Raw genomic sequence first — 25,374 nt, 5'->3', positions numbered from 1 at the left:
CAAGTATGTGGCACAATAGCTGGAGTCAACTTGGCCACCCGGCCAAATAGTCCTGTGCACCTGCTCAGGATCCGAAATCACACATCTAGTTCACAAGGCGGTGCTGAAAACCCATGACAGCGATGCAATCCCCCGCGGCACGTTGGTTCGCGCTGGCCACACTCGTCGGTCCCGTACTGCTGCTCAGTATCGACATGAGTGTCATCAGCATCGCCGTACCCGCCATCAGCGCAGGCCTCGGCCCCACCTCCGCACAAATGCTGTGGATCATCGATATTTACAGCTTCCTGCTGGCAGGCCTGCTCATTCTGGCGGGTTCACTCGGCGACCGCTTCGGCCGCAAACGCATGCTCATGATCGGCGCCCCCGCATTCGGTTTGGCCTCCTTGGCGACGGCATTCGCACCCAACCCGGAGCTACTGATTCTCGCCCGCGCCGCCCTGGGTGCCTCCGCGGCCACCCTCATGCCGTCGACACTGGGGTTAATCCGCACCATCTTCGACAACGCGCACGAACGACGCCTAGCCATCGCCGTGTGGGCAGCCGCCTTTGGTGGCGGTGGCGCGCTCGGCCCGGTGCTCGGCGGGCTACTGTTGGAACACTTCTGGTGGGGCTCAGTGTTCCTGATTAACGCCCCGGTCATGGCGCTATTCCTACCCGCCGCGTGGTACCTGCTGCCAGAATCGCGCGACCCGAACCCGCAGAAATTCGACTACCCTTCGGCTGCGCTGTCCATCGCCGGTCTACTCCCAGTCGTTTACGCGCTGAAAACCCTGATCAAGCAACCATCGGTGGCCTCCGTCGTCGCGTTAGTTGCGGGTATCACTTTCATCGCGCTGTTCCTCCGCCGCCAGCGTCGCATCGCCAACCCGATGATCGACCTGGAGCTTTTCGCGCGCCCCGGATTCGCCGCCGCGATCACCGTCAACATGCTGGCTACCCTCGCATTACTGGGGCTCACGTTCTTCTATCCGCAGTACCTCATGCTGGTCAAAGGCCATAGCTCCATGAGCGCGGGCCTGTGGATGCTGCCGCTGGCCTTGGCGACGATGGCCGGAACCTTCGTTTCGCCGTCCGTCGCCAAGCGGGTCTCCATCCGGAAGGTCATCACCATTGGTTCTGTGATCACCGCGTTTGGTTTCGGTCTGGCGTCATTCTTGGACACCGGATCGGCGATGCTGCTGGTCGTGGTTGCGGCGGCTGCGGTTGGTTTCGGCATCGGCTTCTCGGAAACCCTGACCAACGAGGTGGTGCTCAGCACCGCTCCCCCGGCGCGCGCCTCTGCGGCCTCGGCGATTTCGGAAACCGGCTACGAATTCGGTGGCGCGATGGGCACCGCGCTGCTCGGCACCCTGGGGCTGGGAGTATATGCCCGGAACCTGCATGCCGACGAGCATGGGTTGGAAGGCGCGCAAGCCGTCAGTGCCCGCGATACCCTCGGCGGGGCACACGAGATCGCCGCTAGCCTGCCCGCCGACCAGGCACGCCAGCTCATCGACGCCGCCAACGACGCCTACCTGACCGGCATGAATGTCGCCACCGGTGCGGGCGCACTCATCGCCCTGGGCGCGGCAGCCGCCGGCTGGTGGGGCATCCGCGAATATTCCCGACGCATCGAGGAATCCGTCCACCACCCGCAGGAGATTTCACCGCGATGAACAGCACACACTCCGGCTCTGGCTCCCAGCAGTCCCGCAAACGCATCCCCGCGGAGCAACGCCGCCGCGAACTCACCGCCGTCGCCCACACCGTCATGGCCCGCGATGGGGCCTTCGGCTTGACGACGCGCGCCGTCGCTAAGGAAGCCGGGGTGCCGCATGGCTCGGTGCACTACGCCTTCCACTCGAAAGACGAGCTGATCCGTGCCGTCGTCCGAGATGATATTGATCGTTCGACGGCCGCTTTTCGACGCTTCGCCGCCCCGGAAGCCAACGTCCCGGAACATGCGGGACAAGCAGCAGGTTCAGACGCCACCCCGGAACATGCGGCAAGCCCCGCAGAGCAGGCCACCGGTTCAGCCGCAACCCCGGCTCAAACAGAGCAGGCCGTTTCTCCAGAAGGCATTCTGCACGCCGCTTTTGCCAGCTACGCCGATAACTTGATCGGCGACCCGTGGGAAGAAGCCGCGCAGCAAGAACTCGCGCTAATGTGCGCCCGGGATGAGCAGCTGCGGGTCATCATGCAGGAATCGAACGCTAGTTACCGTGAATTGATCGGCAGCATCCTGGATTACCTTTCCACCACCACCGGGAAAACGTGGGCCCAGCCAGCGGATATGCTGGCTGAAAATATCCTCGGTGCGCTGTTTGGCACCGCGCAACTGTGGCTGATTGATCGTGACGACGACACCCTATATGCCAGCTTGGCGACGCTCGCGAAGGTCTATGCGGCGCAATTGGGTAAGTAACGCCCGGTGAGCGGCACAGTCGCGCTAGCGCGCTGGCACTGCTAGCGCTGCTAGCGTCCCACCCACGCGTAGTCGTCGGCAAGCGCTTCCGGGTGGCAAAAAATAGGCACGCACCCCCAAATAAAGGGTAGTAATGATTACTAGCTTTCAACAATCTCCTAGACGTGGCGCTGGGGTGCGACTAACGTGTGTTTCAAGCCACAATACCGGAAGAGTTTGGAGTTAAGATGAATACTTCTCGGAACAATAAAAACGTAGGACTGGGTATTCTAATTGCATTATTGAGTTCAGCTTTGCTGCTTCTGGCAACTTCGTTGCCCAGCTCAGGGTTTACGACTCTTCTTTGGGTTATTGCGTTTTTCGGGTTCGTAGGAGCTACTTATATATTGGGGCGGGAAGCTGTAGCGAAACGAGCAGCAAAATCGTGAAATAATGGTTCAGTCAGATCCGTCTGGCTGAACCATTATTTGCTTTGCACGCATAGCCGTCCGGGGCAACAGTTGGCAATCTCGAGCATGCTCATGCCTTCCAGGCGCAATTTGAACACTTGGGCGCGCTCAGCTCCATGCTTCTTAAACGCGATGAAGATTTAGAGAACTAGCGCTGCTAGCCTCGTGCCCACACGTAGTCGTCGGCAAGCGCTTCCGGGCAGAAACTCTCGAGAGCTTCGTGCAACGACGTCGCACCAGCGCAACCAATCGATGCGAAAATCTCACCGACGACCCGGGAGGCAGGCATGGTGCGCAAAGAAATCGGGCCATCGCGCTTCGCCAGCCGCTGCCCGTCGGCGTTGACCACCAACCCGACGTGCGCATACTCGGGCGCAGTCAGACCCAACAGCTGCGCCAGATAGGCCTGCCGCGGCGCAGACGACAACAAATCATTCCCCCGCACCACCTGCGTGACCTGCTGATGCGCATCATCGACCACAACCGCCAGGTTATAGGCATAATCACGCGCCTGTGCCACATTGCCGCCACGACGCACAATAAAATCATCCACCCGACCGGTGTATTCCCCGTGCAACCGGTCGGTGATGCTAAACTCGCTACACCCCGCACGCAACCGCAACGCCGGACCCCGGCCCTGACCAGCAAGTTCCTCACGTTTTTTCACGCGCTGCGTCTCGCTCAAATCCCGGCACGTACCCGGGTACTCGCCCGGAAGCTGGTGCGGCGCCGACGCCGCCTGCTGGATATCCTTGCGCGAGCAATAACACTCATACACCAAGCCTTGGCCTGCCAGCTTGTCGACGGCTGTGGCATAAGCCGCCTCCCGATCCGACTGTCGCAACTCTGCACCGCGATCATCCCAGTCCAGGCCAATCGCCTGCAGATCCGCCAACTGACTGTCGACGAAGTGTTCCCGGCAGCGCTGCGAATCTAAATCATCGACGCGCACCACAAAGCCCAGCCCGTCGGCACGCGCAAACAACCACGCCGCCACCGCGGTGCGCAGATTGCCAAAGTGCAGGTCCCCGGTGGGCGACGGCGCGTAGCGGCCGACACCCCAGGTGCCAGCAGAGTTAGCTGTAGCACCAGCCGCAGCAGCGCTATTTGGTGTGTGCATAGTACCGGCCCAGGAATTCATCGCGGTACTCGCGGTAATAACCGCCGTCGATCGATTGCCGGATGCTATCAACCAGGCGAATCATGAATTCCAGATTGTGGATCGTGCACAACGTGCCCGCCAGAAACTCCTTGGCCTTGAGCAAGTGCCGGATATACGCGCGCGAATAATTCTGCGAAACATAGCCACCGAATTCCTCATCGACACCAGAAAAGTCCCGCTCAAAGCGCTTGTTCTTCAGGTTCATCCGGCCATCCAGCGTGTAGACACCACCGCGGCGGCCCAGGCGCGTCGGCGAGACGCAATCGAAGGTATCCGCGCCGTTTTCAATCGCCCAGAACACGTCGTCCGGTTCGGAAATGCCCAGCAGGTGGCGAGGTTTATCGTCGGGAAGCTCGTCGCACACCCAGCCGACGATCGTGCCCAGCATGCCCTTATCCAACGCGCCACCAATGCCATAGCCACCGAAACCACGCCGACCGGCCGCCTCGGCCTCCTGCGATAACGACACCAGCCCACGGGTGGCCTGCCGGCGCAGATCCTCATGCTGCGCCCCCTGGATCACGCCCCACAGCGACTGCTTCGGCCGGTGCGCACGCTCCCGCGTCAACCGGTCGTGTTCTGCCAAGCACCGCTCCGCCCAACGATGCGTGCGCGCCACCGATTCTTCCTGGTAAGCGCGGGTATCCACCAGCGTGGTCAACTCATCAAACGCAAACATGATATCCGCACCCAAACCGTGCTGGATCTGCAGCGACTTCTCCGGAGTAAACCGGTGCCGCGAACCGTCCAACACACTGCGGAAATTCACGCCGTCTTCGTCGACAATCGCCAACGAGTCCTTATTCACCTTCCGCGGGGTGAACTCCGCCATCTCCTGCTCATAGTCCATCTTGATGGTCTTTTTATGCCCCACGCCCAGGCTCATCACCTGGAACCCACCAGAATCGGTGTAGGTGGGCCCATGCCAGCTTTCAAACTTGGCGACGCCGCCGGCCTCGTCGACAATGTCATGGCCCGGCTGCAGGTACAGGTGGTACGCGTTGGACAAGATAGCCTGCGCACCGGTGAGCCGGATTTGTTCCGGGCTCAGCGTTTTCACCGTCGCCTTGGTCGCTACCGGGATAAACGCCGGGGTATTAATCGGGCCATGCGGGGTGGTGATCGTGCCCGTGCGGCCCTGCATTCCCGGTAGATCCAGGTGGGTGTTGACGGTGAAACTCAGATCGGTCATAGCCGCTAGTTTATCGTGCTGCGCTTAATTTATTGTGCGATGCTTGCTGGGTTGCTCATTACGCATGGCATGCTCGCTTTGCCGTTCTTCCCGATCCAGCGCCGCCACCTCGTCGTCATCTTCCAGGCTGGTGCCTTCCACATCCAGGTGCGGGATCACTTTGTCCAGCCAGCGTGGCCACCACCAATTGCCACGGCCCATCAAGAACATCGCGGCGGGCACAAACGTCATGCGGATGAAGAACGCGTCGAAAAGCACCGCCACACCCAGGGCGAAACCGAAAATACTGATGAACGGCAGCGGTTGGCCGATGAAGCCGACGAACACCGCGATCATAATGACAGCTGCGGCCGTGACGACGCGCGCGCCCTGGCTAAACCCAGCGATGGTGGAATAGTCGATCTGGTTGTAATCACGCGCATCCGGGTCGTGCCGGGCGAATTTCTGCAAACCATCCCCGTGCGTCGCGGCGAAAGCCTCCCGCATGCGGGTGACCAAAAAGATCTGATAATCCATCGCCAGCCCGAAGGTCAGGCCGATGAGGAAGATCGGCATAAACGAGATCAGCGGCCCCGGAGCGTCGACGAAGCCGCCCAGGCCTTCCTGCCAAAACAGCACCGTAACGCCGAAAGCCGCGCCCACCGAAAGCAGGAACCCGGCCCCAGCGACCAGCGGCACCAGCAGGGACCGGAAAACCATGATCAACAAGAGCACAGCCACGCCGACGACTACCGCCAGATACACCGGCATAACCTGGGCCAGGCGCTCAGTGATATCCACCTGCACCGCGGTCAGGCCCGTCAGGCCGACGCTGACCCCCGTAGCACGTTCGACCTCCGCGTTAATGCGGTTCAGGTTTTCCACCAGGTCGACGGTGGCGGGATCAGCCGGGCCAGTTTTCGGGGTGACCAGGATCTGGGCGGCGCGGCCATCGTCGGCAAGCGCAACCAGTTGGGCGTGCTCGACGGCAGCCAGGGTATTGATCTGGTTGACGGTGTACAGGTAGCTCGCGCGGGCGGCTTTGTCCTCGCGGGTGAGCTCTTCAGCATCACCTTGCAGCTCGATCATCGCCTGCAGCGCGACAGCATCCTCGTTGACGGTGTGGGCGTCGACAAGCGTCAACAGCGGGCCATTCGTGCCCGGACCAAACCCCTCGGCCTTCAAATCCGCGGCCTTGCGCTGAGTGGTTTCCGGGTTACCAGTGGTGTCGTTCGGCAACGCGAGCTCCAGGCGCGTCAACGGAGTAGCAGCCGCACCCATTCCGAGCACGACCAGCAACAACATCACAGCCGGGAAACGCTGCACGAGCCCCACCCAGCGCCGACCCAGCGTCGGGCCCTGCTTCACCTTGCCGTTACGACGCGGGCGGCCAGCAATGCCGGGGAGTGCGAAGCCGAAGGCGCGATCGCCAAGCAAGCCCAAAATGGCTGGCAGCAGGGTCAACGGGACAACGGTAGCCAGCGCGACGGTCGCTGCCGCGGCCAAGCCCATCGCGGTAAGAAACTCAATCTGCGCAACCCACAGCATGGCCAGCGCGATGAAGTTGGTAAGCCCCGCGAAAACCACCGAGGACCCCGCCGTACCGCAGGCCAGGGCGATGGCTTTCTCATTCGGCAGACGCTGCTGCTCACTGCGGTAGCGCGACATCACAAACAACGCGTAGTCAATGCCCACAGCCAGGCCGACCATGAGCGCCAGCACCGGGGTCATGTCATTCAGCTCTGCAAAGCCGGTGGCCGTGATGACCCACAATGCGCCGATGGCCACGGCCACGATCGCGGTGACGATCGGCAGAATCGCCGCAATCATCGAGCCGAAAGTCACCACCAGCACGATGAAGGCGATGGACAAACCGATCCACTCGTTGGACAACTCGATCTCGATCGGGTCACCAAAACCTTCACCAGAAGCTTCCACCGTCAAACCCGCATCGCGGCCAATGTCCATGGCCTGGTAGACGGCGTCGTACTGTTCCGGCTGCACCTCGTAGGCGTTCGGCGCATCGAAGCGGAAGGTGGTCCAGCCGATGGTTTCATCGTCGTTAAGAAGACGCAGGTGTTCCGCGTCCAGGCGGGCGGTTTCTTCCGGCAGGCCCTGTTCGACGCCCATGCGCTCGACGGTTTCCACCAGCTCCGGCGACAGCGTGACGGGGTTGCCGAATCGCATCTCGTTTTCGATGACGAGGTTTTCTTCCAGGCTGGCGATGACTTCGTCGATCGCGGCAGTGTTGTCGGGGTCGCTGAGTTTTTCGCCCTCCGGGGCTTGGAAAACCAGGTTGACGGTTGCCGCGGCGGCCGGGTTGCCGTCTTCCGGGAAAAGCTCGACGACGCGTTTGGTGGTGTCGATCGTTGGGGTGTCGTCGATTTCGAAGTCGCCGGTGAAGGAGCCCGACAGGCTCAGTGCTGCACCGACGGACGCGGCGAGGATGACCAGCCACGCGATGATGACGCTCCAGCTGTGGCGGAAGGAGAACAAACCCAGCCGGTATAAAAATTTTGCCACGTTTTCGCCTTACCTCGTCTTGTCGTGCCTAGTCTTGTCGTGCCTTTTACGCTGCGGCTTACGGCGTCGGGCCGTCACAGAGCCGTTGCCGTTTGAGCGTTGTTGCTAAGCACTGCTGCTTGGGGCGTGGTCTAGGGGTGTGTAGCCGGCGTCCACGCCACTGCTCGCCGTGTTGCTGATTCCGTCAACTCTATTAAATCGTGTTGGTATTAAAAAAGCAGACCCTTGAAATAAGGATCTGCTGTAAATGGCGGTGGCGGCGGGATTCGAACCCGCGGTTGGGGGTTACCCAACAAACGCTTTCGAGGCGTTCACCTTCGGCCGCTCGGACACGCCACCGCCGATAAGGATAGAACAGACCGCGGTCTGTATCCAAATCCGGGGCGGGCAAGACGGGGCGCGGGTGCGGGGTGAAACGGGTGGACGGCCGCTGCAGAGAGAAAACCGGGCGGGCACGGACGAATAAACGGCGAAAATGGCGCCGTTTTACAAATAGGCACCCAAAACAGGGCCCAAATCAGACACTATTTGTAAAACGGCACCATTTCCGAGCCCCCAGAGGCCAAAACCGGGTGGACGGCCGGGTTGGCTGGGCGAATGTGCGAAGTGCAAGGCGAATGTGCGATTTTTGCAAATAGTCGGCCAAAACAGGCCCCAAACCGACCACTATTTGCAAAAATCGCACCGAACCCGGGGGATGGGAACCGAACCCGGGCATCAGCCCAGCCGTCGGCACGCATCTACGCCCGCCCCACCGCACACCAAAACCAGCCGTCGCATCCGGCCGTCGCCAAGCATAAAAACCGCCCGCCGCGCGCAGTACACAATGCACCACACGCGAACGGGCGGAAATCCGGCCCCAAAAACTAACGGGGCGTGATCACTCAAATATCGAGTGAGACAGACGTCTTACTTGTCGTCGGTCAGCTTGCCGAGGGTCTCGGAAGCCTTGTCCTTCAGGTCGCCAGCCTTGTCTTCGACCTGGTCCTTGGCGTCGTTAACGGTGCCCTTAGCCTCAGCAGCTGCAGCCTCGCCCTTGCCTTCGTTCTTCATCTCGTCGTTGTCGAGAACCTCTCCAACGATCTCTTTGCCCTTAGCCTTAGCCTTGTCCAGGAAGCTTTCTGCATCAGCCATTGTATTTTCCCTCCTAGGAAACGTTTGTGGAGCTAACACGAACCACTGTACCGGAGATCACCGCCGCAAGTCTGAAAAGAAGCTGTGAATTAACCGCTGACTTTCGTACTCTGCCACCCCGCCACGCACTTCCGGCACGTACAAGGCTCCCGGCGCACGCACCACGTCCAGGTACGATCCGCACGCGCCCGTCTTCGGTTCCCACGCCCCGAACACGATGCTGCCGACCCGCGCCGCCACCGCTGCCCCCGCGCACATTACGCAGGGTTCCAGAGTGACCACGAGCTCGCAGTCCTCTAAACGCCAGCGCCCGAGTTTTTCCGCCGCCGCACGCAGCGCCAGTACCTCTGCGTGCGCGGTGGGGTCGTTATTTGCTTGACGACGGTTGGTGGCCGCCGCGATCGGCTGCCCGTCCGGACCAAACACCACCGCCCCGACCGGCACTTCACCGGCGGGGGCAGTTCGCGCAGCCGCGAGGGCTTCGTCCATGCGAGATCGGGCTTGCCGCACTGCCGCCTGTTCTGGGAGTGCTCGCAACGCCGGGTCGACGTTCGCCGGGTTGGCGCTCGCCGGGTCGACACTCGACGCCTGGGGCTCCTGCACCCCTGCACGCCCCTGCACCCCTGCACGCCTTCTCGACTCTGCGGGTTCCACTAATCCAGCCCGGTAACGTCCAAAAACTCCTCGTCGAATCCCAGTTCTTCGGCGATGCGCACCAGCTGATCGCTCGGGGATTCATCCAGGTTATCCGTCATCACTTCCAACATCTGCTCGGACAAACCCAGGTCTGCCAGGATGTCGAAGTCGCCGTCGGCCCAGCCTTCAATCTCGTCGAGTTCTTCGAGCGCGATATCCGGCACCTCAATGTCCAGGCGGTCGAGCACGGAGGCTGCGAAGTCGTCGTCGACGGCCATCGTGGCATCAGAAAGCAGCAGGCGCACCCCGCCGGGCGTGGGGCGGACCAGCACGAAGTAGTCGTCGTCAATGCACAGCATCGCGAAAGCGGCAGATTCTGAACGCAGGTTGCGCACCTGGGCTATCGACTCGGCGATGTCGTCGAAATCGTCCGCGTAGCTGCGCACAGTCCAGGCGCCGTCGACGGTGGTGACGACGACAGAAAAGCTCGGGCCAAAATCTTGCTGGTTCATACCTCGTGAGACTAGTCGCATTCTGGCAAAATTGATACCGTGCTTTCCTCCAGAATTTCGCGTCCAGTGTGTTTAGTCGGTCTCGGGCTGATCGGAGGTTCTTTGCTGCGCGATTTACACGCGGCTGGCGATACCGCCTTCGGCTACAACCGGTCGACGTCCGGCACGCGCACGGCCGTCTCGGAGGGCTACGATGTCTCCGACGATCTGCCGCAGGTGTTGCGCCGGGCCGAGGAAGTTAACGCGTTGATCGTTATCGCCGTGCCCATGTTTGCGGTCGGCAAGGTGCTGGACCAGATCGCAGAATATGCCCCGAGCTGCGGCATCAGCGATGTCGTGAGCGTGAAATGGGAGGTCTATGCGGAGATCCGCAAGCGCGGGATGGAGGCGCGCTATGTTGGTGGCCACCCGATGGCTGGCACCTCTGAATCTGGCTGGAATGCCTCCCGTAAAGGGTTATTCCAGCGCGCTACCTGGGCAATTACCTATGATTACGCTGACCAGCAGCAAGAAAAAGGCCAGCCCATTGATCCGGGCTGGATCGAGTTGTTTACCGACGTCGTGCGCATGGCGACGGCCACTGGCGCCGAAGCTATCCCGGCACGGGTGGTCAATCACGACCACGCCGTCGCCCGAGTCTCACACTTGCCACACTTAATGGCCTTGGCGTTGTCTGTCACCGGCGATAACGGTGGAATTTTGGCGCAATCGCTGGCGGCTGGCTCGTTTAAAGACGCCACGCGCGTGGCAGGCACGAACCCGGAGTTGATTCAGGCGATGTGCGAGACCAACTCGGTGGCGCTGTGCGAAGCATTGGAAGAAGCCATCGAGTTGTTGGCCGAGGCGCACGACACGCTGTCGCAGGATCCGCCGTCGATCCGTGAGCTGGCTGTGGCGGGTAACCGGGCGCGGCGTCGTTTGGAGGCACGCACCGGTGCGCGCCGTGAATCGGTGTCGCCGGTGAAGATTTCTTCCCGCCCGGTGCTGCGGTTCCATCCGGGTTCACCGGGCTGGGTGAACCAGCTCCGGCAAACCGAATCCACCGGCGGCCGGATGGAGATTTTTTAGGCTTCGTTGTCGCCGCCGTCGACGCCACCGTCGTTCAGCATTGGCACGTTCCACGCGCTCTTCGGGGTAGCGAAGGCCTCAGAAAGCACCTGTGACCATGGGCCCAGGGAGTCGACCAGGTCGTTGATGGCGGCACGGGCGGCTTTCACGCGGCCGGATGGCAGCATGTTGTGTTCCTGGTACCAACCGGCGTGTTTGATCAGCAGATCGAAGAAGAACAAGCTGCGGACCTGCTCGAATACCTGACGCTCGGCGGAGCCTTCTGGCAGTTCCAGTTCGGCTTCGACCATGGTGCGCATCAGCAGCGAGTCGACGTGCGCCCAGGACACGGCAATCAGGTGGTCCTGGGTCTTGTCGATGATCTCAGCGGCCTCGGCGCGGTCCGCCTTGCGGGCCGGGGCAATGCGTCGCACCAGCGAGCGCAGCACGGCCTGCTCACGGTCTTCGATGAGCTTGACCTGGTAACCGGGGTCGAACAGCGAGTCCTCGTCGCGGTTGGAGACCAGATCAATAACGGACTGCACGCCGGAGCGGATGCCGGTGCGGCGACGCACAGTATCCGCGGCAGTTTCCACGCCGTATTTGACCATGTCCCATGGGGAAAGGTCCTGCATATCGCGGCCGAAGGCGGTCAGCAGGTGCTTGCCCACCATCTGGATCAACACGGTGTTGTCGCCTTCGAAGGTGGAGTAAATGTCGGCGTCGGCACGCAGGGTGGTCAGCAGATTTTCGGACATGTATCCGGCACCACCGCAGGCTTCGCGCATTTCTTGCAGCGTCTTGTTCGCGTGCTCGGTGGATGCGGCCTTAACGGCGGCAGCCAGCGATTCCATCTCGCGGGAGGCAAACAGCTGTTCTTCGGTTGGGTCGGTCACCGACCACTGACCGCTGGCCTGCTTAGACAGCATGTCGTCGTAGCGTTCCAGAATCCGGTTTTGCAGCAGCGTCAGCGCGTAGGTGCGCGCCAGCGGGATGAGCAAGCGACGACGGTGCTGACGGTAGTCAATCAGTCGCTTTTCGACGCCCTTTTCGCCGCCTTCAAACTGGCGACGGCGGTTGGCGTAGCGGATGGCGATGTCGCTGGCGGTACGGGTGGCTGCCAGGCCTGCGCCGCCGACGGTGATGCGGCCGCGGATCAGCGTGCCCAGCATGGTGAAGAAACGGCGGTTGCGTGAGTCAATCGGCGAGACGTAGGTGCCGTCTTCTTCCACGTCACCGAAGCGGTTCAGGAGGTTTTCGCGTGGCACGCGCACGTTGTTAAATAACAGGGTGCCGTTGTCCACACCCAGCAGGCCGCCCTTGCGGCCGTGGTCGCCGATTTCCACACCGTCGAGCGGGTTGCCGTCTTCGTCGCGGATGGGCACGATCAGGCAGTGCACGCCGTGGGATTCTTCTTCGCCTGGGGTGTAGAGCTGCGCGAATACCGCTGCCATGCGACCGTCGCGGCCGGCGTTACCGATGTAGACCTTGCGGGCCGAGTCAGTTGGGCTGTTGATGATGAACTCGTGGGTGTCTGGATCGTAGGTTGCGGTGGTTTCCAGCTCTTGCACGTTGGAACCGTGGCCGCGTTCGGTCATCGCGTAGCAGCCGAGCAGTTCTGCGTTCTTGATCTTCTCGATGTAATGGCGGTGGCGTTCGCTACCCAGGTTGTCGACAGCACCGCCCCACAGGCCCCACTGCACACCGGATTTGATGGTCAGCGATGGGTTGATCGACCCGATGGTTTCAATTCCGGACACTGCAGCCAGCGCGTTTCCGGAACCACCGTTTTCCTTAGAAAAAGAGTGGCGGGATTCGCCGGATTCCACCAAGAACTTGATGTGGTCGTACATGCGGTCACGTACCGCATCGATGCCACCATCCAAGTTCAGTTTCAGGTCTTTTTGTTCCAGTGCCTCGCGCACTGCCTTCCGGTATGGGGCGGCTTTACCGTCGAGCAGTTTCTGCAGGCCCGCTGCGGCGGAGTGGTCTGGTTCTTTCGGCAGGGTGCGTGGCGACGATGGCTCTGGCGTGCCCTTGGCCGAGTTGGTTTCCAGGTCAGTGCCTTTTTCACCGGCACCTTTAGCGCCGTTGTCTTTCACGCCGTTGTCCGAATCTTTGCCCAGGTTCTTGGCAAATTCTGCGATGCGGTTCATGGGATTCTCCTTCCAGGAGGGTCTTACTCAGGTTGTTCTCACGCTGGTTTAACGTTCAACGTTTAACGTTCAACGATCGCGGTGATGCCTTGTCCACCAGCGGCGCAGACGGATACGAGTGCGCGCCCGCCGCCGTTTTCTTCCAGGGTCTTGGCGACGGTTGCCAGGATGCGTGCACCGGTAGCTGCGAATGGGTGACCGGCTGCCAGTGAGGATCCTTTGACGTTGAGCTTGTCGCGGTCGATAGCGCCCAGTGGCTGGTCCAGGCCGAGTTTTTCGCGGCAGTATTCTGCATCTTCCCACGCGGAAAGGGTGGCCAGCACCTGGGAGGCGAAGGCTTCGTGGATTTCGTAGAAGTCGAAGTCCTGCAGGCTCAGGCCGTTGCGCTCCAGTAGGCGTGGCACGGCGTAGGTCGGTGCCATCAGCAGGCCGTCGTCGCCATGCACGAAGTCCACACCGGCTACTTCGGAGTCCACCAGGTATGCGCGGACGGGGATGTTGTGCTGCTGTGCCCATTCTTCGCTGGACAGCAGCGCGACGGAGGCGCCGTCGGTCAGAGTGGTGGAGTTACCAGCGGTCATCGTGGCCTGGGCGCCGTGACGCTCGGCATCTTTTTTGCCGAATACTGGCTTGAGCTTAGCGAGCTTGTCGACGGTGGAATCTGGGCGCAGGTTGGTATCGCGCGTGACACCCAAAAATGGGGTGATCAGGTCGTCGAAGAAGCCTTCGTCGTAGGCCTTCGCCAGTTTCTGGTGTGATTCCACAGCCAGTTGGTCTTGTGCCTGGCGGGAAATGCCGAATTTCCGGGCGGTGATTGCGGCGTGCTCACCCATCGACAGGCCAGTGCGTGGCTCGGAGTTGCGTGGGGTTTCTGGTGCCAGGTCTTTCGGCCGGATGGAGCCGATCAGTTTCAGGCGCTGGCTGGCGGTCTTGGCGCGGGACAGTTCCAGCAGGGTGCGGCGCAGGCGGTCGCCGACGGCCAGTGGTGCGTCGGAGGTGGTATCGACACCACCGGCGATGCCGGATTCGATGCGTCCGGCTGCGATGGCGTCGGCCACGTGTACGGCAGCTGCGATACCGGTGCCGCAGGCCATCTGAATATCCGTGCCTGGGGTCTGCGAATCAAGCGGCGAGCCTAATACGCATTCGCGTGTCAGGCTGAAGTCCCGGGAGTGTTTCAGGACGGCGCCTGCGGTGACTTGACCGACCCGCTCATCCTGCAGCCCGTAGCGTGCTACCAGGCCATTGAGGGCTGCGGTGAGCATGTCTTGGTTGGATGCGGAGGAGTATTCCTTGTTCGAGCGGGCGAACGGGATGCGGTTGCCGCCCAAAATCGCGACTTTTCGGCGCTGGGTCATAATTTTCTCCCTTGTTTTGTCTCAGAAAACAGTCTGCTTGCTGCAGTTTTTCCATGACCCTAGGATAGGGTGCCAGGATTCACTTTACACAATTTCGTGTAACCTTAATCACGCATAACCATTCGTACAATTCGTCTCTACCCCCTACAGGAGGCCCATTATGGCGAAGAAATCCATGTTGGAACGCGTCATTAACTCAGACTTTGGCGCAAAACTCGGCATCCCCCAGGGCACCAAGCTCCGCCGCTACACCCCTGGCGAGCCCTTCCTGGATGGTCCCGTGGTGGTAGGTGGCGGCGATCTTGCCGACGACATCCGTTCCCTGCTGCAGCTGGACTACCAGCTTCTCGACGCCGAGGCGGATTCCAAGCGCGCCGCCATCGTCTTCGACGCCACCGGCATCACTCGCCCGGAACAGCTGCACGAACTCTACGATTTCTTCCACCCACAGATGCGCAAGCTCGGCGCTTCGGGGCGCGTCGTCGTAATCGGTAATAACCCGGATGACCTGGAAGGCGACGCCCGCATTGTCGCGCGCTCCCTGGAAGGTTTCTCTCGTTCCATTTCTAAGGAACTGCGCAAAGGCGCCACCGGCCAGCTGGTCTATGTGGAACCGGGCGCACCGATTTCTGCGTTGGAATCCACGCTGCGTTTCTTGCTGTCTGGCAAATCCGCCTTTGTTTCCGGCCAGGTTATTCGCGTTTCTGCGACCGAGAACGAGAACGTTGACTGGGAACGCCCGCTGGCTGGCCAGCTGGCCGTGGTTACCGGTGCCGCCCGCGGCATCGGTGCCACCATCGCCGAGGTGCTGGGCCGCGATGGCGCTGATGTCATCTGCATCGACATCCCACCGGCAGGCGAGGCACTGGCCGAGGTTGCCAACAAGGTCAAAGGCACTGCCCTGCCACTGGATGTCACCGCAGATAACGCCGCCGAAGCCATCACCGAGCACGCGCAGCAGCGCTACGGCAAGGCCGTGGACATCATCGTGCACAACGCTGGTGTTACCCGCGATAAGCTGCTGGCGAATATGAACGAGGGCCAGTGGCAGATGGTGCAAAACATCAACCTGGTGGCCCCGGTACGCATCACCGAGCAAATGCTGAACAACGGCGGCCTGGCAGCCGATGCCAATATCGTCGGCATCTCGTCGATGGCGGGTATTTCCGGTAACCGTGGCCAGACCAACTACGCCACCACCAAAGCCGGCATGATCGGGCTTGTCGACGCTTTGGCCGAGAAAATGGCAGCCGCTGGCGGCACCGTCAACGCTGTGGCCCCGGGCTTTATCGAAACCGCGATGACTGCCGCCATGCCTACCGGACCGCGGGAAATCGGCCGTCGTATCAGCTCGCTGAACCAGGGTGGTCTACCAGTCGATGTTGCAGAAACGGTCGCGTTTTTCGCTAGCTCTGGTTCCCGCGCGGTCAACGGCAATGCCGTGCGCGTGTGTGGCCAGAACATGATGGGCGCGTAAAGGAGTTGTACTCAATGACTGCACAGAATTCCCGCAACTACACCAAGCTGGCGGAAGTCCCCGACATGTCGAAGCTGCTGCGCGGCGTCGTCAAGGACACTCTGCCGGTGTTGGGCACCAAGCGCCACGCCACTGGTGACCCGCAGGCGGCGTTTGAGGTCGCGGATTTCACCGTGGACCGCGAGCATCTGGCCGCCTATACCCGCGCGACCGGCCTGCGCTACAGCAACGAACTGCCGATCACTTATCCTTTCGTGCTGTCCTTCCCGCTATTTTTGCAGGTGATGCTGGCACCGGACTTCCCGTGCCGCGCGGCCGGTATGGTGCATCTGACCAACGAGATTGAACAGACCCGCCCGCTGCGCATCGACGACGAGCTGACCCTGCGCGTGCACGCAGAAAACCTGCGCCCGCACCGTAAGGGCTTGTTGGTGGATTTCATCAGTGAGATCTCTGTTGACGGCGAGCTGGTGTGGCGCCAGACGTCGGCGTTTTTGGGCATGGGTGCGAAGTTTTCCGCGCAGACGCCGAATGAGGTGCGCACCCGCGGCGAGGATTCCGGCTCCCTGCTGGAGCGGTTGGACGTTGCCGACGAGACCGCCACGGTGAACTGGAAGGTGGACCGCGACACCATCGACGATTATGCGGAAGCCTCGGGCGATAAGAATCCGCTGCACGTGTCCAAGATCGGCGCGAAGGCTTTCGGTTTCCCGGCCCCGATTGCCCACGGCATGTGGACGGCAGCGAAGATGGTCGCTGGTTTGGAAGGCGAACTACCCGGCGCGCTGCGCTACACGGTGGAATTCCAAAAGCCAGTGATCCTGCCTGCCCGCATCGCGTATTACACGTTCCGCGGCGAAGGCGCCCAACCAGGGCCCGCTACCAACACCCCAGCTACCTGGAACGCGCAGGTAACTAAGGGTTCAGATCCGAAGAAGGTGCACGCCGTCGGCAAGTTCGAGACTCTCAGTTAGCGCTCGACTAGCTTTTAACTTGCTCTCAACTGGCACCTGCCGGGAGTTTTATACTCCTCACACACCAGAAACCTAGGCCCGATTCGCTGTTATTCTGGCGGGAAAACCCGTTCATAGATAACGAGAAAACACCACGAATCGAAAGGCCTAGGTTTTGTCGTCTCACAATAATTCCACCGCCGCTGAATCTGCTGCTGGCGCCGCCGCTAATTCTGCTGCTCACAGCACGTATATCCCCGTCACCGCGGATCATTTCCGCGCGCGCCTAGCCAAAGCGGAAAAAATCGTCGCCGAGCAGAACCTGGCTGGCTTCCTGGTCAGCCCGGGCCCAGAGTTTCAGTACCTGACTGGTTCCACTTTTAGTTCCCACGAGCGCGCCACCTTCCTGGTGCTGCGTGCGGGCAAAGATCCGGTGGCTGTGTGCCCGGAGACCGACGTGCTGACGCTGCAGCAGGAAAACTTGGACGAGCTTGGTTTCCGCTTCGAGGCCTGGCGCGACGGGCAGTCCCCGTATGAGATCACCCGCAAACTGTTGGAGGAAAACAGCGAGCATAAAACCGTGGCGGTGGCTAATGCGATGACCGCCGATCACGTGTTGCGCCTGGATGCTGCGTTGCCGAACCACAGCATCGAATTGGGTTCGGATGCGATGAGCCAGTTGCTGTTGGCCAAGGGCGAGGAGGAAATCTCGCAGCTAGCGGCAGCAGCGGCCGCGATTGACCGCGTGCACGAGCAGGTTCCGGCGCTGCTGCGCGATGGCGTCACCGAGCGCGAAGTGGCCGATAAGCTGCATGATCTGATCTTGCGCGAGCACCACAGCATTGATTTCATCATCGTCGGTTGTGGTGAAAACGGCGCGAACCCGCACCACTCGTTCTCGGATCGTGTATTGCGCACGGGCGAGCCGGTGGTTGTCGACCTGGGTGGAGCCTTTGGCGATGGCTATCGTTCGGATTCCACCCGCACCTACGTCGTCGATGGCGCCGTCGACAAGGCCCCACAGGAATTCCGCGATGCCTATGAGGTTGTCACCCGCGCGTTCCATGCTGCCCGGGACGCTGCGAAGCCGGGAGCGACGGCGGAGTCGATTGATCGTGCTGCCCGCGAGATCATCACAGAAGCCGGCTATGGCGAGAACTTCAGCCACCGCTTAGGCCATGGCATTGGCTTGTCGACGCACGAGGATCCGTTCTACCTGGAGGGCAATAAGCAGCCGGTGCAGGAAGGTTTCACTTTTTCCATCGAGCCCGGCATTTATATTGCGGGCAAGTGGGGCATGCGCCTAGAGGATATTGTGGTGCTGGAAGCGGATGGCCCGCGCCACCTGAACCAGCAGCCTCGCGAACTGCGGTAATTCTCGAGCCTTCGCCAGCCGCGGCGACGGCGCGAGCCGCAGCAACAACCCGGAAACCCGCGCTAGCTCACCGCCACCCGGTTTTCGACGTAACCGTCGAACCAGCGACGGGTGGCGCGCAGTGAAAGCAGAATGATCACGACAACGTGGGCAAGGAAACAAGGAACAAAAAGCACCAGGACATCAGTTGCATTAATGAACAGCGCAAAATCAATGATTGCAAAAGCACCGGTCAAACACCAGATATAAAATAATTCATTTGCACGTGGGAAGCTAAGACAGGCACGAGCAACGTACACGCCCCATACTGAGTTAAGAAATGCCGCGACTGCTAAAGCAATCATTGCTTGCTGATTATATGCGGTTTGGAATCCGACCATCCCGCTTCCCAAGTCTGAATCATCGCTGCCTGCAAGGTCGAAGCTCATGTCGACAACCGAATAAACCAAATAGACAACAAGAATGATTGCAGTAATTATTGCTATTTTCATGACGGCAGGCGCGAGCTTGAATCGCGCAATTGGTTTTCCTGTCGGTTCTACTTCTTCCACTTTGCGCGTTTCAATACTAAAAGTTCGCGATACAGCGCTCATTTGCGCAGCGCTGTCTGACGAATCCTGTGCGGTCTTTGTCCAGGAATAATTGCTAGCGCCGGGGAATTCACCGTAGTCGGCCAGGTGCACTAGGTCGTTGATCTGTATTGCGGCGGCGGAATCGTCGGCCAGCCGGTCGTCGTATTTCTTGCGACGCACCTGTTCGCCCAAAATGGTTCGGGCAGTGGATAGCTCATGAAATTTTGGGTCGGAGTCATCCGCGCCTTCGGCCGTCAGTTGTTCCAGGCGTTGCGAAAGCGTGGCTCGTAAATCTGCGGTACTGGAATTTTTATCGAGTTCCAGCGATTCGTAGAAATCATAGTGGCTAGCCATTGGTCTTCTCCTCGGGTACGTTTCTGGTTTCTGCGACCATCTGTCAGAGTACCGCTAAGAAATATGCACTACAGCATTGTTCCCACCCCGGCACGTCACGGAGCTCGTGTTTCCGGTGCAGTTCATAGAATACATCTGCCCTGTCACTGGACTGTAGGCATCAATGCGTGCATTGATCTTTCCTGTGCTGCGGTAATTGTCCATGTAAGCGTAGTAAACCGATTCCGCGAATGCTCCGGAAGTCACCGATGTTCCTGGGCGTCCGCCGGAAAAGTTCACCTGTGTGGCTGGTTCGGATGCACGGGTCGCACGGGTCGTGGTGGTTTCCCTGTCTTCACTGCGTTTTGTCGAGCTTTCCGTTGGGCTGTGCTCGGAGCTTGTCGACGTTTCATTTGTCGACGCTGCCCCTGCTCCCCCATCATGATCGGAGCTCCCCTGCCACCAGTAAAACAGTCCGGCACCCGCTGCAAGCGCAACGGCAACTAGGATGACGACGACAACAATCGGCAAACTGTTCGATCGTTTCTGACCGTCATTGGAGTAATAACCAGAGCTTGCCGGTTGGCTTCCCCAGTCATAGCTTGTTTTCTGCTGGCCCCATTGTTCGTTGTTGCTCACCGTTGACTCCGCCTCTACTCAATTCCTGCTCCGCACCACTGATGTGCACTAAGTTTAGTACTATTCCCCCGGCTTTCTTACACAATCTGTTGTTTGCCACTGGTGTCGGCGGCGCGCGTTCGTTGCTTTCTGCCGTCGCCGCGTTCCTGGATGTGGCGGGCACGGCCTTTTCCATCACCATTTCGGTGATCAGTACTGCCTCAACGACGTATGGCCCGCGTTTGGTGCGCAATTTTATGCGCAACCGCAATAACCAAATTGGGACCTGACCCCTGTTTAGTGGACGCCTGATCCCCAGCCCAGTCGGGCTGGAAAGATTGGTAGCCTACCACCACATCCAGGTATTCCGAAGAGTTTAGACGTAATACCGTAGCCCTGTATGAAAACAGTGAGGAGCCCTCACTGAAGTCAGCATCAGCAGAGCTCGGCATCAACCAGGCATCGCTACATTCATGGGTCAAAAAATAGGGCACCGGCACACAGTCCCGCACGAAAACCCTACGCGATAAAGCCCAAGCCACCACAGAATCTGAGCGCATCCGGCAGTGAGACAAAAGAAAACGCTAAACTGCGCGAAAACGCTATATTCTGGGCAAGGCTGCGAAATATTTTGCCGACAAGACTCACTGGCGATCCACTTCTAGTGTGTCTATGACCACCGAATCGAATATCCGGCTTACACAGATGTGCCATGTTTTACAGCTGAATCGTTCCTCGTTTTATAAATAGGTCAACACCCGCGAAAACCCAGGTTAAAGATGCATTCTGATGGTCTTATTAGCGCAAAAGTTACAAGAAAGCCGCACGAATCATCAACAGCCATGGGACTTCAAAGGCTTGAGCACACGCCACCGATGCATCACCAGCAGACCTAAGCCTGGCCACCGAATCATGCCAGATTTAGCCGACTATACTAATGAGATTAGTATACCTGGAAATAGCGCAAGGACAATGACTAGCAATGCTCCGATTGCACCGAGGCCACGCTAGCTGTCTCTACCTCGAAGCCTTATAACTAGCCCGATGCGAGTTTTTGATTCACCAATGCGTTAAGCGAAATACCTTCAGATATAGCTTCAATTGATAGCCGTCGATGCAATGAGGGCGACGTACGTACATTGAATTTGCCAGAGTACCGACGATTACCTAACGGAGTAGGAACTACCTCTCCCGAGGCTTCTAAATCCTCAACAACCTCAGCAACGAGGTCAAGCAAGCCCTGCTCTGCCTGCTGCCGATCCACATCCAACCACGACAACGAGGGGAACTCAGCTACGGTAGCCACGTATTCTTGGTCTTCTTCCGACCACGAGACTTGATAGGTGTACTTGTTAATATCCATCTCAATTACTCCGTTTACTTGTTCAGCGTATTAAGTTTCTCGATAGCTTCTAGAACTTGAATGACCTGGTATGGCTTGGCTTTGCCGTTGGCATTTTGAATATTGACACGGGGGTTGCCTGGCCATGGGGTTTTGTAAGTGCGGTGCGACGTCTTCTTTGAGTTACGGCATTCAAAGTAGTGATCGCAAATTTTTTCTAAATCGGCAAACCTCAAATTCTTTGGTGACCTTTTCATTGCACGCAAGATACTGTCAATACTCTTCCCGATGCCAAAATAGTACCATATATAGTACTATTCAACCTGGTTCATCTTGGGTCTAATGCAGCGTCGACGATTTGAAGCGTCCAGGGCAGGGAAATTGGATGTTATTAGCTCGCATCAGGAAACAGGCGAACATAAAAAGGCGCCGAGCGTAAACAGGCAATGAGATAGAGTGATTGAAAACCTTAACACAGAGCTAAACCCAGAAAGTTAGTCTATGAAGGGCACTGTCCGCGACATCGTCCAACTATTCGGCGGCGTCGATAATGAGCTACATATCCCCGTCTACCAGCGCAATTATGATTGGGGTGAAGCACAATGTGCCCGTTTATTCGATGATCTGATTGAGGTTATCCGCTTCGACCGCAAGAAACATTTTTTCGGCGCCGTCGTCGGCAATGCAGAGCTGCTCACCTGGGTAGTCATCGACGGCCAGCAGCGCCTAACCACCACTAGCATCCTTATGCTGGCTATCGCAGACAGCCTGGAGGAAGGCGTCGTCAAGAGCTCCGACCCGGAACTCGGCAAGATCATCAAACGGAACTATTTGGTACGTCCAGGTAGCACGATGTCCGGAGAAAACAAGCTCAAGCTCAAGCCAGTGAAAGACGACCTCGATGCCTACCGACGTCTGCTTTCCGGCGAGCAGCCGATCGAGAAGTCCACAGTAACGGCGAATTACCGGTACTTCCGGGAGCGCATCGCCAAACAAGAACTCGACGGCGACGAGCTCTGGAATGCAGTCAACCGGCTGGAAGTCATGGCTTTGGATCTGGAATCACACGATGATCCACAGCGCATATTCGAATCTTTAAACTCCACGGGTAAAGAGCTCAAGGAATCAGACAAAATCCGCAACCTTGTACTCATGGGGCTGGACACGAAAACCCAGAATGATCTGTACGAGCGCTACTGGAACCGGATCGAAAAGAACGTCGACTTCGATACCGACACCTTCGTACGCTTGTACCTGGTCTCACGTACACGGAAGACGCCACGCTTCGATGCAACGAGGCGTTCCGCACATATTTGCATGAGCAGAGCGTCGGAATCGAAACCGTGCTCAAACAAATGCACGAATATGCCGGCTATTTCCGCGAACTCAACACAGCCTCGACTGGGGTGTCTGCAGCTGACCGTCGGCTTCGTCGCTTCAACCTGGTGCAACGCGACGTCGCATTGCCTACCATGATGCCGCTGGTGGCCGACCTAAAGAACGGGACGATTACACCGGAAGACTTCACCCGGATTATCACCATCGTTGATTCTTATTGTTTCCGACGCATCGTCGTCGGCGATGCATCAAATTCGCTGAACAAGATCTTCGCCACGCTATACAACGAAGCCACCCGCATCCGCCCCGAAGACACCGAGCTAGCAGAAGTGATCAGCTACTTACTGCTGAAACGTGCGGATACCTCCGGGCGTTTCCCGGACGACGAAGAATTCCGGCATGATTTCTCTACCCGCAACTTTTATAAATTCCGCAGGCACTACCGCCGGTATCTCTTTGAATGCCTAGAAAACCGCGATTCGAAAGACCGCCTGGACATCGCTGCTGCTCTCCAAGACGGTAGCGTCTCCATCGAGCACATCATGCCACGCACGCTGACCAAAGATTGGCGAAATGAGCTGGGCACCAATGCCGAAGAAGTGCACGAAGAATGGGTACACCGCATCGGAAACCTGACCGTCACCGGCTACAACTCCGAATACAGCAACTACAGCTTTGCTAAAAAGAAGTCGCTTCCCGAAGGCTTTGACTCCTCGCCGTACCGGCTGAACAACTACGTGCGGCAAGTAGATTCTTGGGGCGCAGAAGAGATCTCGCAGCGAACTGAGCTGCTAACCCGGCAGGCCCTGGAATATTGGCCAATGCTGCACACCGAGTTCGTCCCGGCAGTCGAGCCGCTACCGGCTGTGCCACTCGGGGAAAATACGGACTTTAAACATCGCAAGATCGTTGCGTATGAATTCGACGACTCCAAATACACCGTCAAAAGTTTCAAAGACATGGTGCGCAGCGTTTGCCTGCAGTTACTCAGTGAACACCACGAAGCACTGTACGCCTATGCCGAGGACAATGGCTTCGGGTTCGAGCTGAGCAATGAGCCTGTAAAAGATTTCGGCGAGCTCACTCCTGGACTTTGGGTGTTGCTGGATTGCAATACCAACAAGAAAATGACTGTGCTGCGTCGTTTGTTCCATTACTTGGACATCGACACTGATTCTTTGGTGATCACGCTGCGCAAAGAACCGAGCGGCACAGATGAGGGCCACGATGAGCTGGTAGGAAAACATGCCGAACTAACTAAATTCATCCCACAATTTGAAGAGCTAGAAGGATCGCGGGCCTCCGATTCCGACATCGCGAGTTTGCAGTCCGAATATAACGAGGCACTGGCGGAATTTGCCCGCTCAGACTGGCAGCAGTTTTTGGCAGACGGCAGCTACCCGAACGTGAGTGATCCTGCATTGATTTCTCAACGGAGCATTGAGGAACTGCTGGCATCATTGTCAGCACTACGGCAAGCCGAGGCTTTCGTGCCAGGGCAGTTCCGCACCGCCTGCATCGATGGCACGATTGCGAAGATTTTGCAGCGTTTAGAGGACATCGACGTGCCAGCGGAATAGCGAATTCTCCATTGGCAATGCAGTATTAATCGCCAAAAGGGGGTGCAGACATTTGTCGTTTAACCCGATTCGTCCGTTCCTCTACGCAGAGTATTACATTTTTATTTAGGGTTACGGGGGTCATTCTTGAATACTTCTGGCAGGTGATCAGTGGAGGTGTACCACTGGTGAACCGGTGGTGCCACGTTACCGAGTAGCCTAAGCAATTCGTTCCTGTGGCGGCGGTATTCAACCGCGAATATGGGTTCATGATGGGCGATCCGATTACGGAAGAGTCTTAGCCGATTAAGATCTGCTGCTAGCGCGTGGGTCTCTACATTAGAAAGAAAAGCGTGCCGGATCACCGCGTTCCAGAGTCGTTCTCGTCGCTGTGCTGTAGTGGGATCGGGAAACGGAGCTTTCGATCCGTCAGCACGGATCCTTGGAGCTGAAGGAATGAAATGTCCCCATTCTCCGAGGGTGATCTGGGAAAGAATGTCGCCGTTGGTTAAGGGAGCATTTTTTCGAGGATGTGAACCAGTCACCAGGCCGGTACCGGTATCACGGATCTCCTTGGCGTCCTCTGCCTTGCTCCTAAATGTCCGAGCCTTTCCGCCAAACTCGTTTTTGAGGTCAGGGGGAGCCTGATCTATATATACCAGCCAATCACGGTGGCCGCCGTTGTTTTGACACCACTGCCCGAGGCGTTCGTCGAGGGCGTTTCGGAGACTGACTTCAGTCACCGAAATAAGTGGCCAGAATGATGAGGATAATTCAGTGTTCCAACGGTAAAGATCAAGAGCGCGACCAGGGTTATTCTGCATTTCTATGAGATAGGGATGCATACGGTCGGTGCCAATGCGCTTAAGGATATCCTGGTCGCGCTGAGCCTGTCTCCTTGATTTTTTCGCCATAGATCTATACTCTCATTTAGTGAGAGGGCAGATGCCATAAGTGGCATACTGAACCCCATATAGAAGGCACTCTCGTCCGAACACCAGGCCCAGCCTGAAGCATCGCGGCGGGGGTGTTTTCGCGTTGAGATGTAGCTCCTTGAGTTTAGGGTTAAACCCCAGCTGACCCGGGGTTCTTTGCGTTGCCCCGCACGGGGGATATACGACAAAAGGGGATGCGGACGAAATCTTGGAGAGATTTTCCGCATGACTAATATTCGATACACGAATGCGCAACGACTTAAAGCGTTAGAAGTATTCGACAGGACTCAATCTGCCACCAAGACCGTCCGCGAATT

Annotated in this window: 21 protein-coding genes, 1 tRNA gene and 1 pseudogene; 10 read left to right on the top strand and 13 right to left on the bottom strand. The window is 58.6% G+C overall.

Annotation, left to right across the window (positions count from 1 at the left end):
- Positions 1–113: 113 nt before the first annotated feature.
- Positions 114–1,658, top strand: coding sequence for an MFS transporter (locus tag U1140_RS09535; RefSeq protein WP_369847458.1), 1,545 nt, complete (start codon positions 114–116; stop codon positions 1,656–1,658).
- The gene (locus U1140_RS09530) at positions 1,655–2,407 is read left to right on the top strand and encodes a TetR/AcrR family transcriptional regulator (protein WP_369847456.1); all 753 of its coding nucleotides are present in this window, start codon (positions 1,655–1,657) and stop codon (positions 2,405–2,407) included. Before U1140_RS09535 ends, U1140_RS09530 begins: the two co-directional genes overlap by 4 nt.
- Positions 2,408–3,013: 606 nt before the next feature.
- On the opposite strand, the gene gluQRS is transcribed toward U1140_RS09530, so the two are convergent.
- The 7 genes from gluQRS to U1140_RS09495 form a co-directional block, all read right to left on the bottom strand.
- Positions 3,014–3,976, bottom strand: a complete 963-nt coding sequence (gene gluQRS, locus U1140_RS09525) for a tRNA glutamyl-Q(34) synthetase GluQRS (RefSeq protein ID WP_369847454.1) — start codon at positions 3,974–3,976, stop codon at positions 3,014–3,016.
- Positions 3,960–5,210 carry a tRNA guanosine(34) transglycosylase Tgt gene (gene tgt, locus U1140_RS09520; RefSeq protein ID WP_369847453.1) on the bottom strand — a complete coding sequence of 417 codons (1,251 nt, stop codon included), beginning with the start codon at positions 5,208–5,210 and terminating at the stop codon, positions 3,960–3,962. The genes gluQRS and tgt overlap by 17 nt, the downstream gene beginning before the upstream one ends.
- A gap of 24 nt (positions 5,211–5,234) precedes the next feature.
- Positions 5,235–7,712, bottom strand: a complete 2,478-nt coding sequence (locus tag U1140_RS09515) for an MMPL family transporter (RefSeq protein ID WP_369847451.1) — start codon at positions 7,710–7,712, stop codon at positions 5,235–5,237.
- 248 nt (positions 7,713–7,960) lie between these two features.
- A tRNA-Ser gene (locus U1140_RS09510) sits at positions 7,961–8,051 on the bottom strand.
- 570 nt (positions 8,052–8,621) lie between these two features.
- Entirely contained in the window at positions 8,622–8,846 is a 225-nt protein-coding gene (locus tag U1140_RS09505; RefSeq protein ID WP_369847449.1) for a CsbD family protein, read from the bottom strand.
- A gap of 57 nt (positions 8,847–8,903) precedes the next feature.
- The gene (locus tag U1140_RS09500; RefSeq protein WP_369847446.1) at positions 8,904–9,335 is read right to left on the bottom strand and encodes a nucleoside deaminase; all 432 of its coding nucleotides are present in this window, start codon (positions 9,333–9,335) and stop codon (positions 8,904–8,906) included.
- A gap of 164 nt (positions 9,336–9,499) precedes the next feature.
- Complete coding sequence (locus U1140_RS09495) at positions 9,500–9,994, bottom strand: tRNA adenosine deaminase-associated protein (RefSeq protein WP_369847445.1); 495 nt, start codon at positions 9,992–9,994, stop codon at positions 9,500–9,502.
- Positions 9,995–10,033: 39 nt separating this feature from the next.
- On the opposite strand from U1140_RS09495, the gene U1140_RS09490 reads away from it, so the two are divergent.
- Positions 10,034–11,062 (top strand): prephenate dehydrogenase, encoded by a 1,029-nt coding sequence (locus U1140_RS09490; RefSeq protein ID WP_369847444.1) that lies wholly within the window; start codon positions 10,034–10,036, stop codon positions 11,060–11,062.
- On the opposite strand, the gene U1140_RS09485 is transcribed toward U1140_RS09490, so the two are convergent.
- Together U1140_RS09485 and U1140_RS09480 are read right to left on the bottom strand one after the other, a co-directional pair.
- On the bottom strand, positions 11,059–13,197 hold the full coding sequence (locus U1140_RS09485) for an acyl-CoA dehydrogenase family protein (RefSeq protein WP_369847443.1): 2,139 nt from the start codon (positions 13,195–13,197) through the stop codon (positions 11,059–11,061). The two genes, U1140_RS09490 and U1140_RS09485, sit on opposite strands and share 4 nt — an antisense overlap.
- Positions 13,198–13,259: 62 nt before the next feature.
- Positions 13,260–14,555 carry an acetyl-CoA C-acetyltransferase gene (locus U1140_RS09480; RefSeq protein WP_369847441.1) on the bottom strand — a complete coding sequence of 432 codons (1,296 nt, stop codon included), beginning with the start codon at positions 14,553–14,555 and terminating at the stop codon, positions 13,260–13,262.
- Positions 14,556–14,715: 160 nt separating this feature from the next.
- Here U1140_RS09480 and U1140_RS09475 point away from each other — a divergent pair, with 160 nt between their 5' ends.
- The 3 genes from U1140_RS09475 to U1140_RS09465 all read left to right on the top strand — a co-directional run bounded on the left by U1140_RS09475 (position 14,716) and on the right by U1140_RS09465 (position 18,360).
- Positions 14,716–16,032: a 3-oxoacyl-ACP reductase gene (locus U1140_RS09475; protein WP_369847440.1), complete on the top strand. Its 1,317-nt coding sequence runs from the start codon at positions 14,716–14,718 to the stop codon at positions 16,030–16,032.
- A gap of 14 nt (positions 16,033–16,046) precedes the next feature.
- On the top strand, positions 16,047–17,006 hold the full coding sequence (locus U1140_RS09470; protein WP_369847438.1) for a MaoC/PaaZ C-terminal domain-containing protein: 960 nt from the start codon (positions 16,047–16,049) through the stop codon (positions 17,004–17,006).
- A 154-nt stretch (positions 17,007–17,160) separates the two neighbouring features.
- On the top strand, positions 17,161–18,360 hold the full coding sequence (locus U1140_RS09465; protein ID WP_369847436.1) for a M24 family metallopeptidase: 1,200 nt from the start codon (positions 17,161–17,163) through the stop codon (positions 18,358–18,360).
- 62 nt (positions 18,361–18,422) lie between these two features.
- Here the strand turns inward: U1140_RS09465 and U1140_RS09460 are convergent, their stop codons facing one another.
- Positions 18,423–19,286, bottom strand: a complete 864-nt coding sequence (locus tag U1140_RS09460) for a hypothetical protein (protein WP_369847435.1) — start codon at positions 19,284–19,286, stop codon at positions 18,423–18,425.
- Positions 19,287–19,340: 54 nt separating this feature from the next.
- Entirely contained in the window at positions 19,341–19,904 is a 564-nt protein-coding gene (locus tag U1140_RS09455) for a hypothetical protein (protein ID WP_369847434.1), read from the bottom strand.
- A gap of 89 nt (positions 19,905–19,993) precedes the next feature.
- Between U1140_RS09455 and U1140_RS09450 the strand changes: the two genes are divergently transcribed.
- Both U1140_RS09450 and U1140_RS09445 read left to right on the top strand, forming a co-directional pair.
- On the top strand, positions 19,994–20,173 hold the full coding sequence (locus U1140_RS09450; RefSeq protein ID WP_369847432.1) for a DUF2254 family protein: 180 nt from the start codon (positions 19,994–19,996) through the stop codon (positions 20,171–20,173).
- 76 nt (positions 20,174–20,249) lie between these two features.
- Positions 20,250–20,372: pseudogene (locus tag U1140_RS09445) on the top strand (transposase); the annotation flags it as partial.
- A 547-nt stretch (positions 20,373–20,919) separates the two neighbouring features.
- Here the strand turns inward: U1140_RS09445 and U1140_RS09440 are convergent.
- Positions 20,920–21,246, bottom strand: coding sequence for a type II toxin-antitoxin system HicB family antitoxin (locus U1140_RS09440; RefSeq protein WP_369847431.1), 327 nt, complete (start codon positions 21,244–21,246; stop codon positions 20,920–20,922).
- A 480-nt stretch (positions 21,247–21,726) separates the two neighbouring features.
- Between U1140_RS09440 and U1140_RS09435 the strand changes: the two genes are divergently transcribed.
- Positions 21,727–22,701, top strand: a complete 975-nt coding sequence (locus U1140_RS09435; RefSeq protein WP_369847430.1) for a DUF262 domain-containing protein — start codon at positions 21,727–21,729, stop codon at positions 22,699–22,701.
- Positions 22,698–24,143, top strand: coding sequence for an HNH endonuclease family protein (locus U1140_RS09430; protein ID WP_369847472.1), 1,446 nt, complete (start codon positions 22,698–22,700; stop codon positions 24,141–24,143). Before U1140_RS09435 ends, U1140_RS09430 begins: the two co-directional genes overlap by 4 nt.
- Before the next feature lie 101 nt (positions 24,144–24,244).
- Here U1140_RS09430 and U1140_RS09425 read toward each other — a convergent pair whose 3' ends face one another.
- Positions 24,245–25,036 carry a hypothetical protein gene (locus tag U1140_RS09425; protein WP_369847428.1) on the bottom strand — a complete coding sequence of 264 codons (792 nt, stop codon included), beginning with the start codon at positions 25,034–25,036 and terminating at the stop codon, positions 24,245–24,247.
- Between the last annotated feature and the right edge of the window lie 338 nt (positions 25,037–25,374).

The sequence above is a fragment of the Corynebacterium drakensteinense genome (assembly GCF_041224285.1).
In the GTDB taxonomy this organism is placed as follows: domain Bacteria; phylum Actinomycetota; class Actinomycetes; order Mycobacteriales; family Mycobacteriaceae; genus Corynebacterium.
The sequence above is the reverse complement of the archived record's forward strand: the minus strand, read 5'-3'. Positions and strand labels throughout refer to the sequence as shown.

Bases quoted from the DNA above. Each gene is read 5' to 3' on its own strand.
- U1140_RS09440 (WP_369847431.1), bottom strand. From the start codon at position 21,246: ATGGATATTAACAAGTACACCTATCAAGTCTCGTGGTCGGAAGAAGAC.
- U1140_RS09495 (WP_369847445.1), bottom strand. From the start codon at position 9,994: ATGAACCAGCAAGATTTTGGCCCGAGCTTTTCTGTCGTCGTCACCACC.
- U1140_RS09435 (WP_369847430.1), top strand. From the start codon at position 21,727: ATGAAGGGCACTGTCCGCGACATCGTCCAACTATTCGGCGGCGTCGAT.
- U1140_RS09430 (WP_369847472.1), top strand. From the start codon at position 22,698: ATGATGCCGCTGGTGGCCGACCTAAAGAACGGGACGATTACACCGGAA.
- U1140_RS09480 (WP_369847441.1), bottom strand. From the start codon at position 14,555: ATGACCCAGCGCCGAAAAGTCGCGATTTTGGGCGGCAACCGCATCCCG.
- U1140_RS09470 (WP_369847438.1), top strand. From the start codon at position 16,047: ATGACTGCACAGAATTCCCGCAACTACACCAAGCTGGCGGAAGTCCCC.
- U1140_RS09505 (WP_369847449.1), bottom strand. From the start codon at position 8,846: ATGGCTGATGCAGAAAGCTTCCTGGACAAGGCTAAGGCTAAGGGCAAA.
- U1140_RS09460 (WP_369847435.1), bottom strand. From the start codon at position 19,286: ATGGCTAGCCACTATGATTTCTACGAATCGCTGGAACTCGATAAAAAT.
- tgt (WP_369847453.1), bottom strand. From the start codon at position 5,210: ATGACCGATCTGAGTTTCACCGTCAACACCCACCTGGATCTACCGGGA.
- U1140_RS09475 (WP_369847440.1), top strand. From the start codon at position 14,716: ATGGCGAAGAAATCCATGTTGGAACGCGTCATTAACTCAGACTTTGGC.
- U1140_RS09535 (WP_369847458.1), top strand. From the start codon at position 114: ATGACAGCGATGCAATCCCCCGCGGCACGTTGGTTCGCGCTGGCCACA.
- U1140_RS09425 (WP_369847428.1), bottom strand. From the start codon at position 25,036: ATGGCGAAAAAATCAAGGAGACAGGCTCAGCGCGACCAGGATATCCTT.
- gluQRS (WP_369847454.1), bottom strand. From the start codon at position 3,976: ATGCACACACCAAATAGCGCTGCTGCGGCTGGTGCTACAGCTAACTCT.
- U1140_RS09500 (WP_369847446.1), bottom strand. From the start codon at position 9,335: ATGGACGAAGCCCTCGCGGCTGCGCGAACTGCCCCCGCCGGTGAAGTG.
- U1140_RS09485 (WP_369847443.1), bottom strand. From the start codon at position 13,197: ATGAACCGCATCGCAGAATTTGCCAAGAACCTGGGCAAAGATTCGGAC.
- U1140_RS09530 (WP_369847456.1), top strand. From the start codon at position 1,655: ATGAACAGCACACACTCCGGCTCTGGCTCCCAGCAGTCCCGCAAACGC.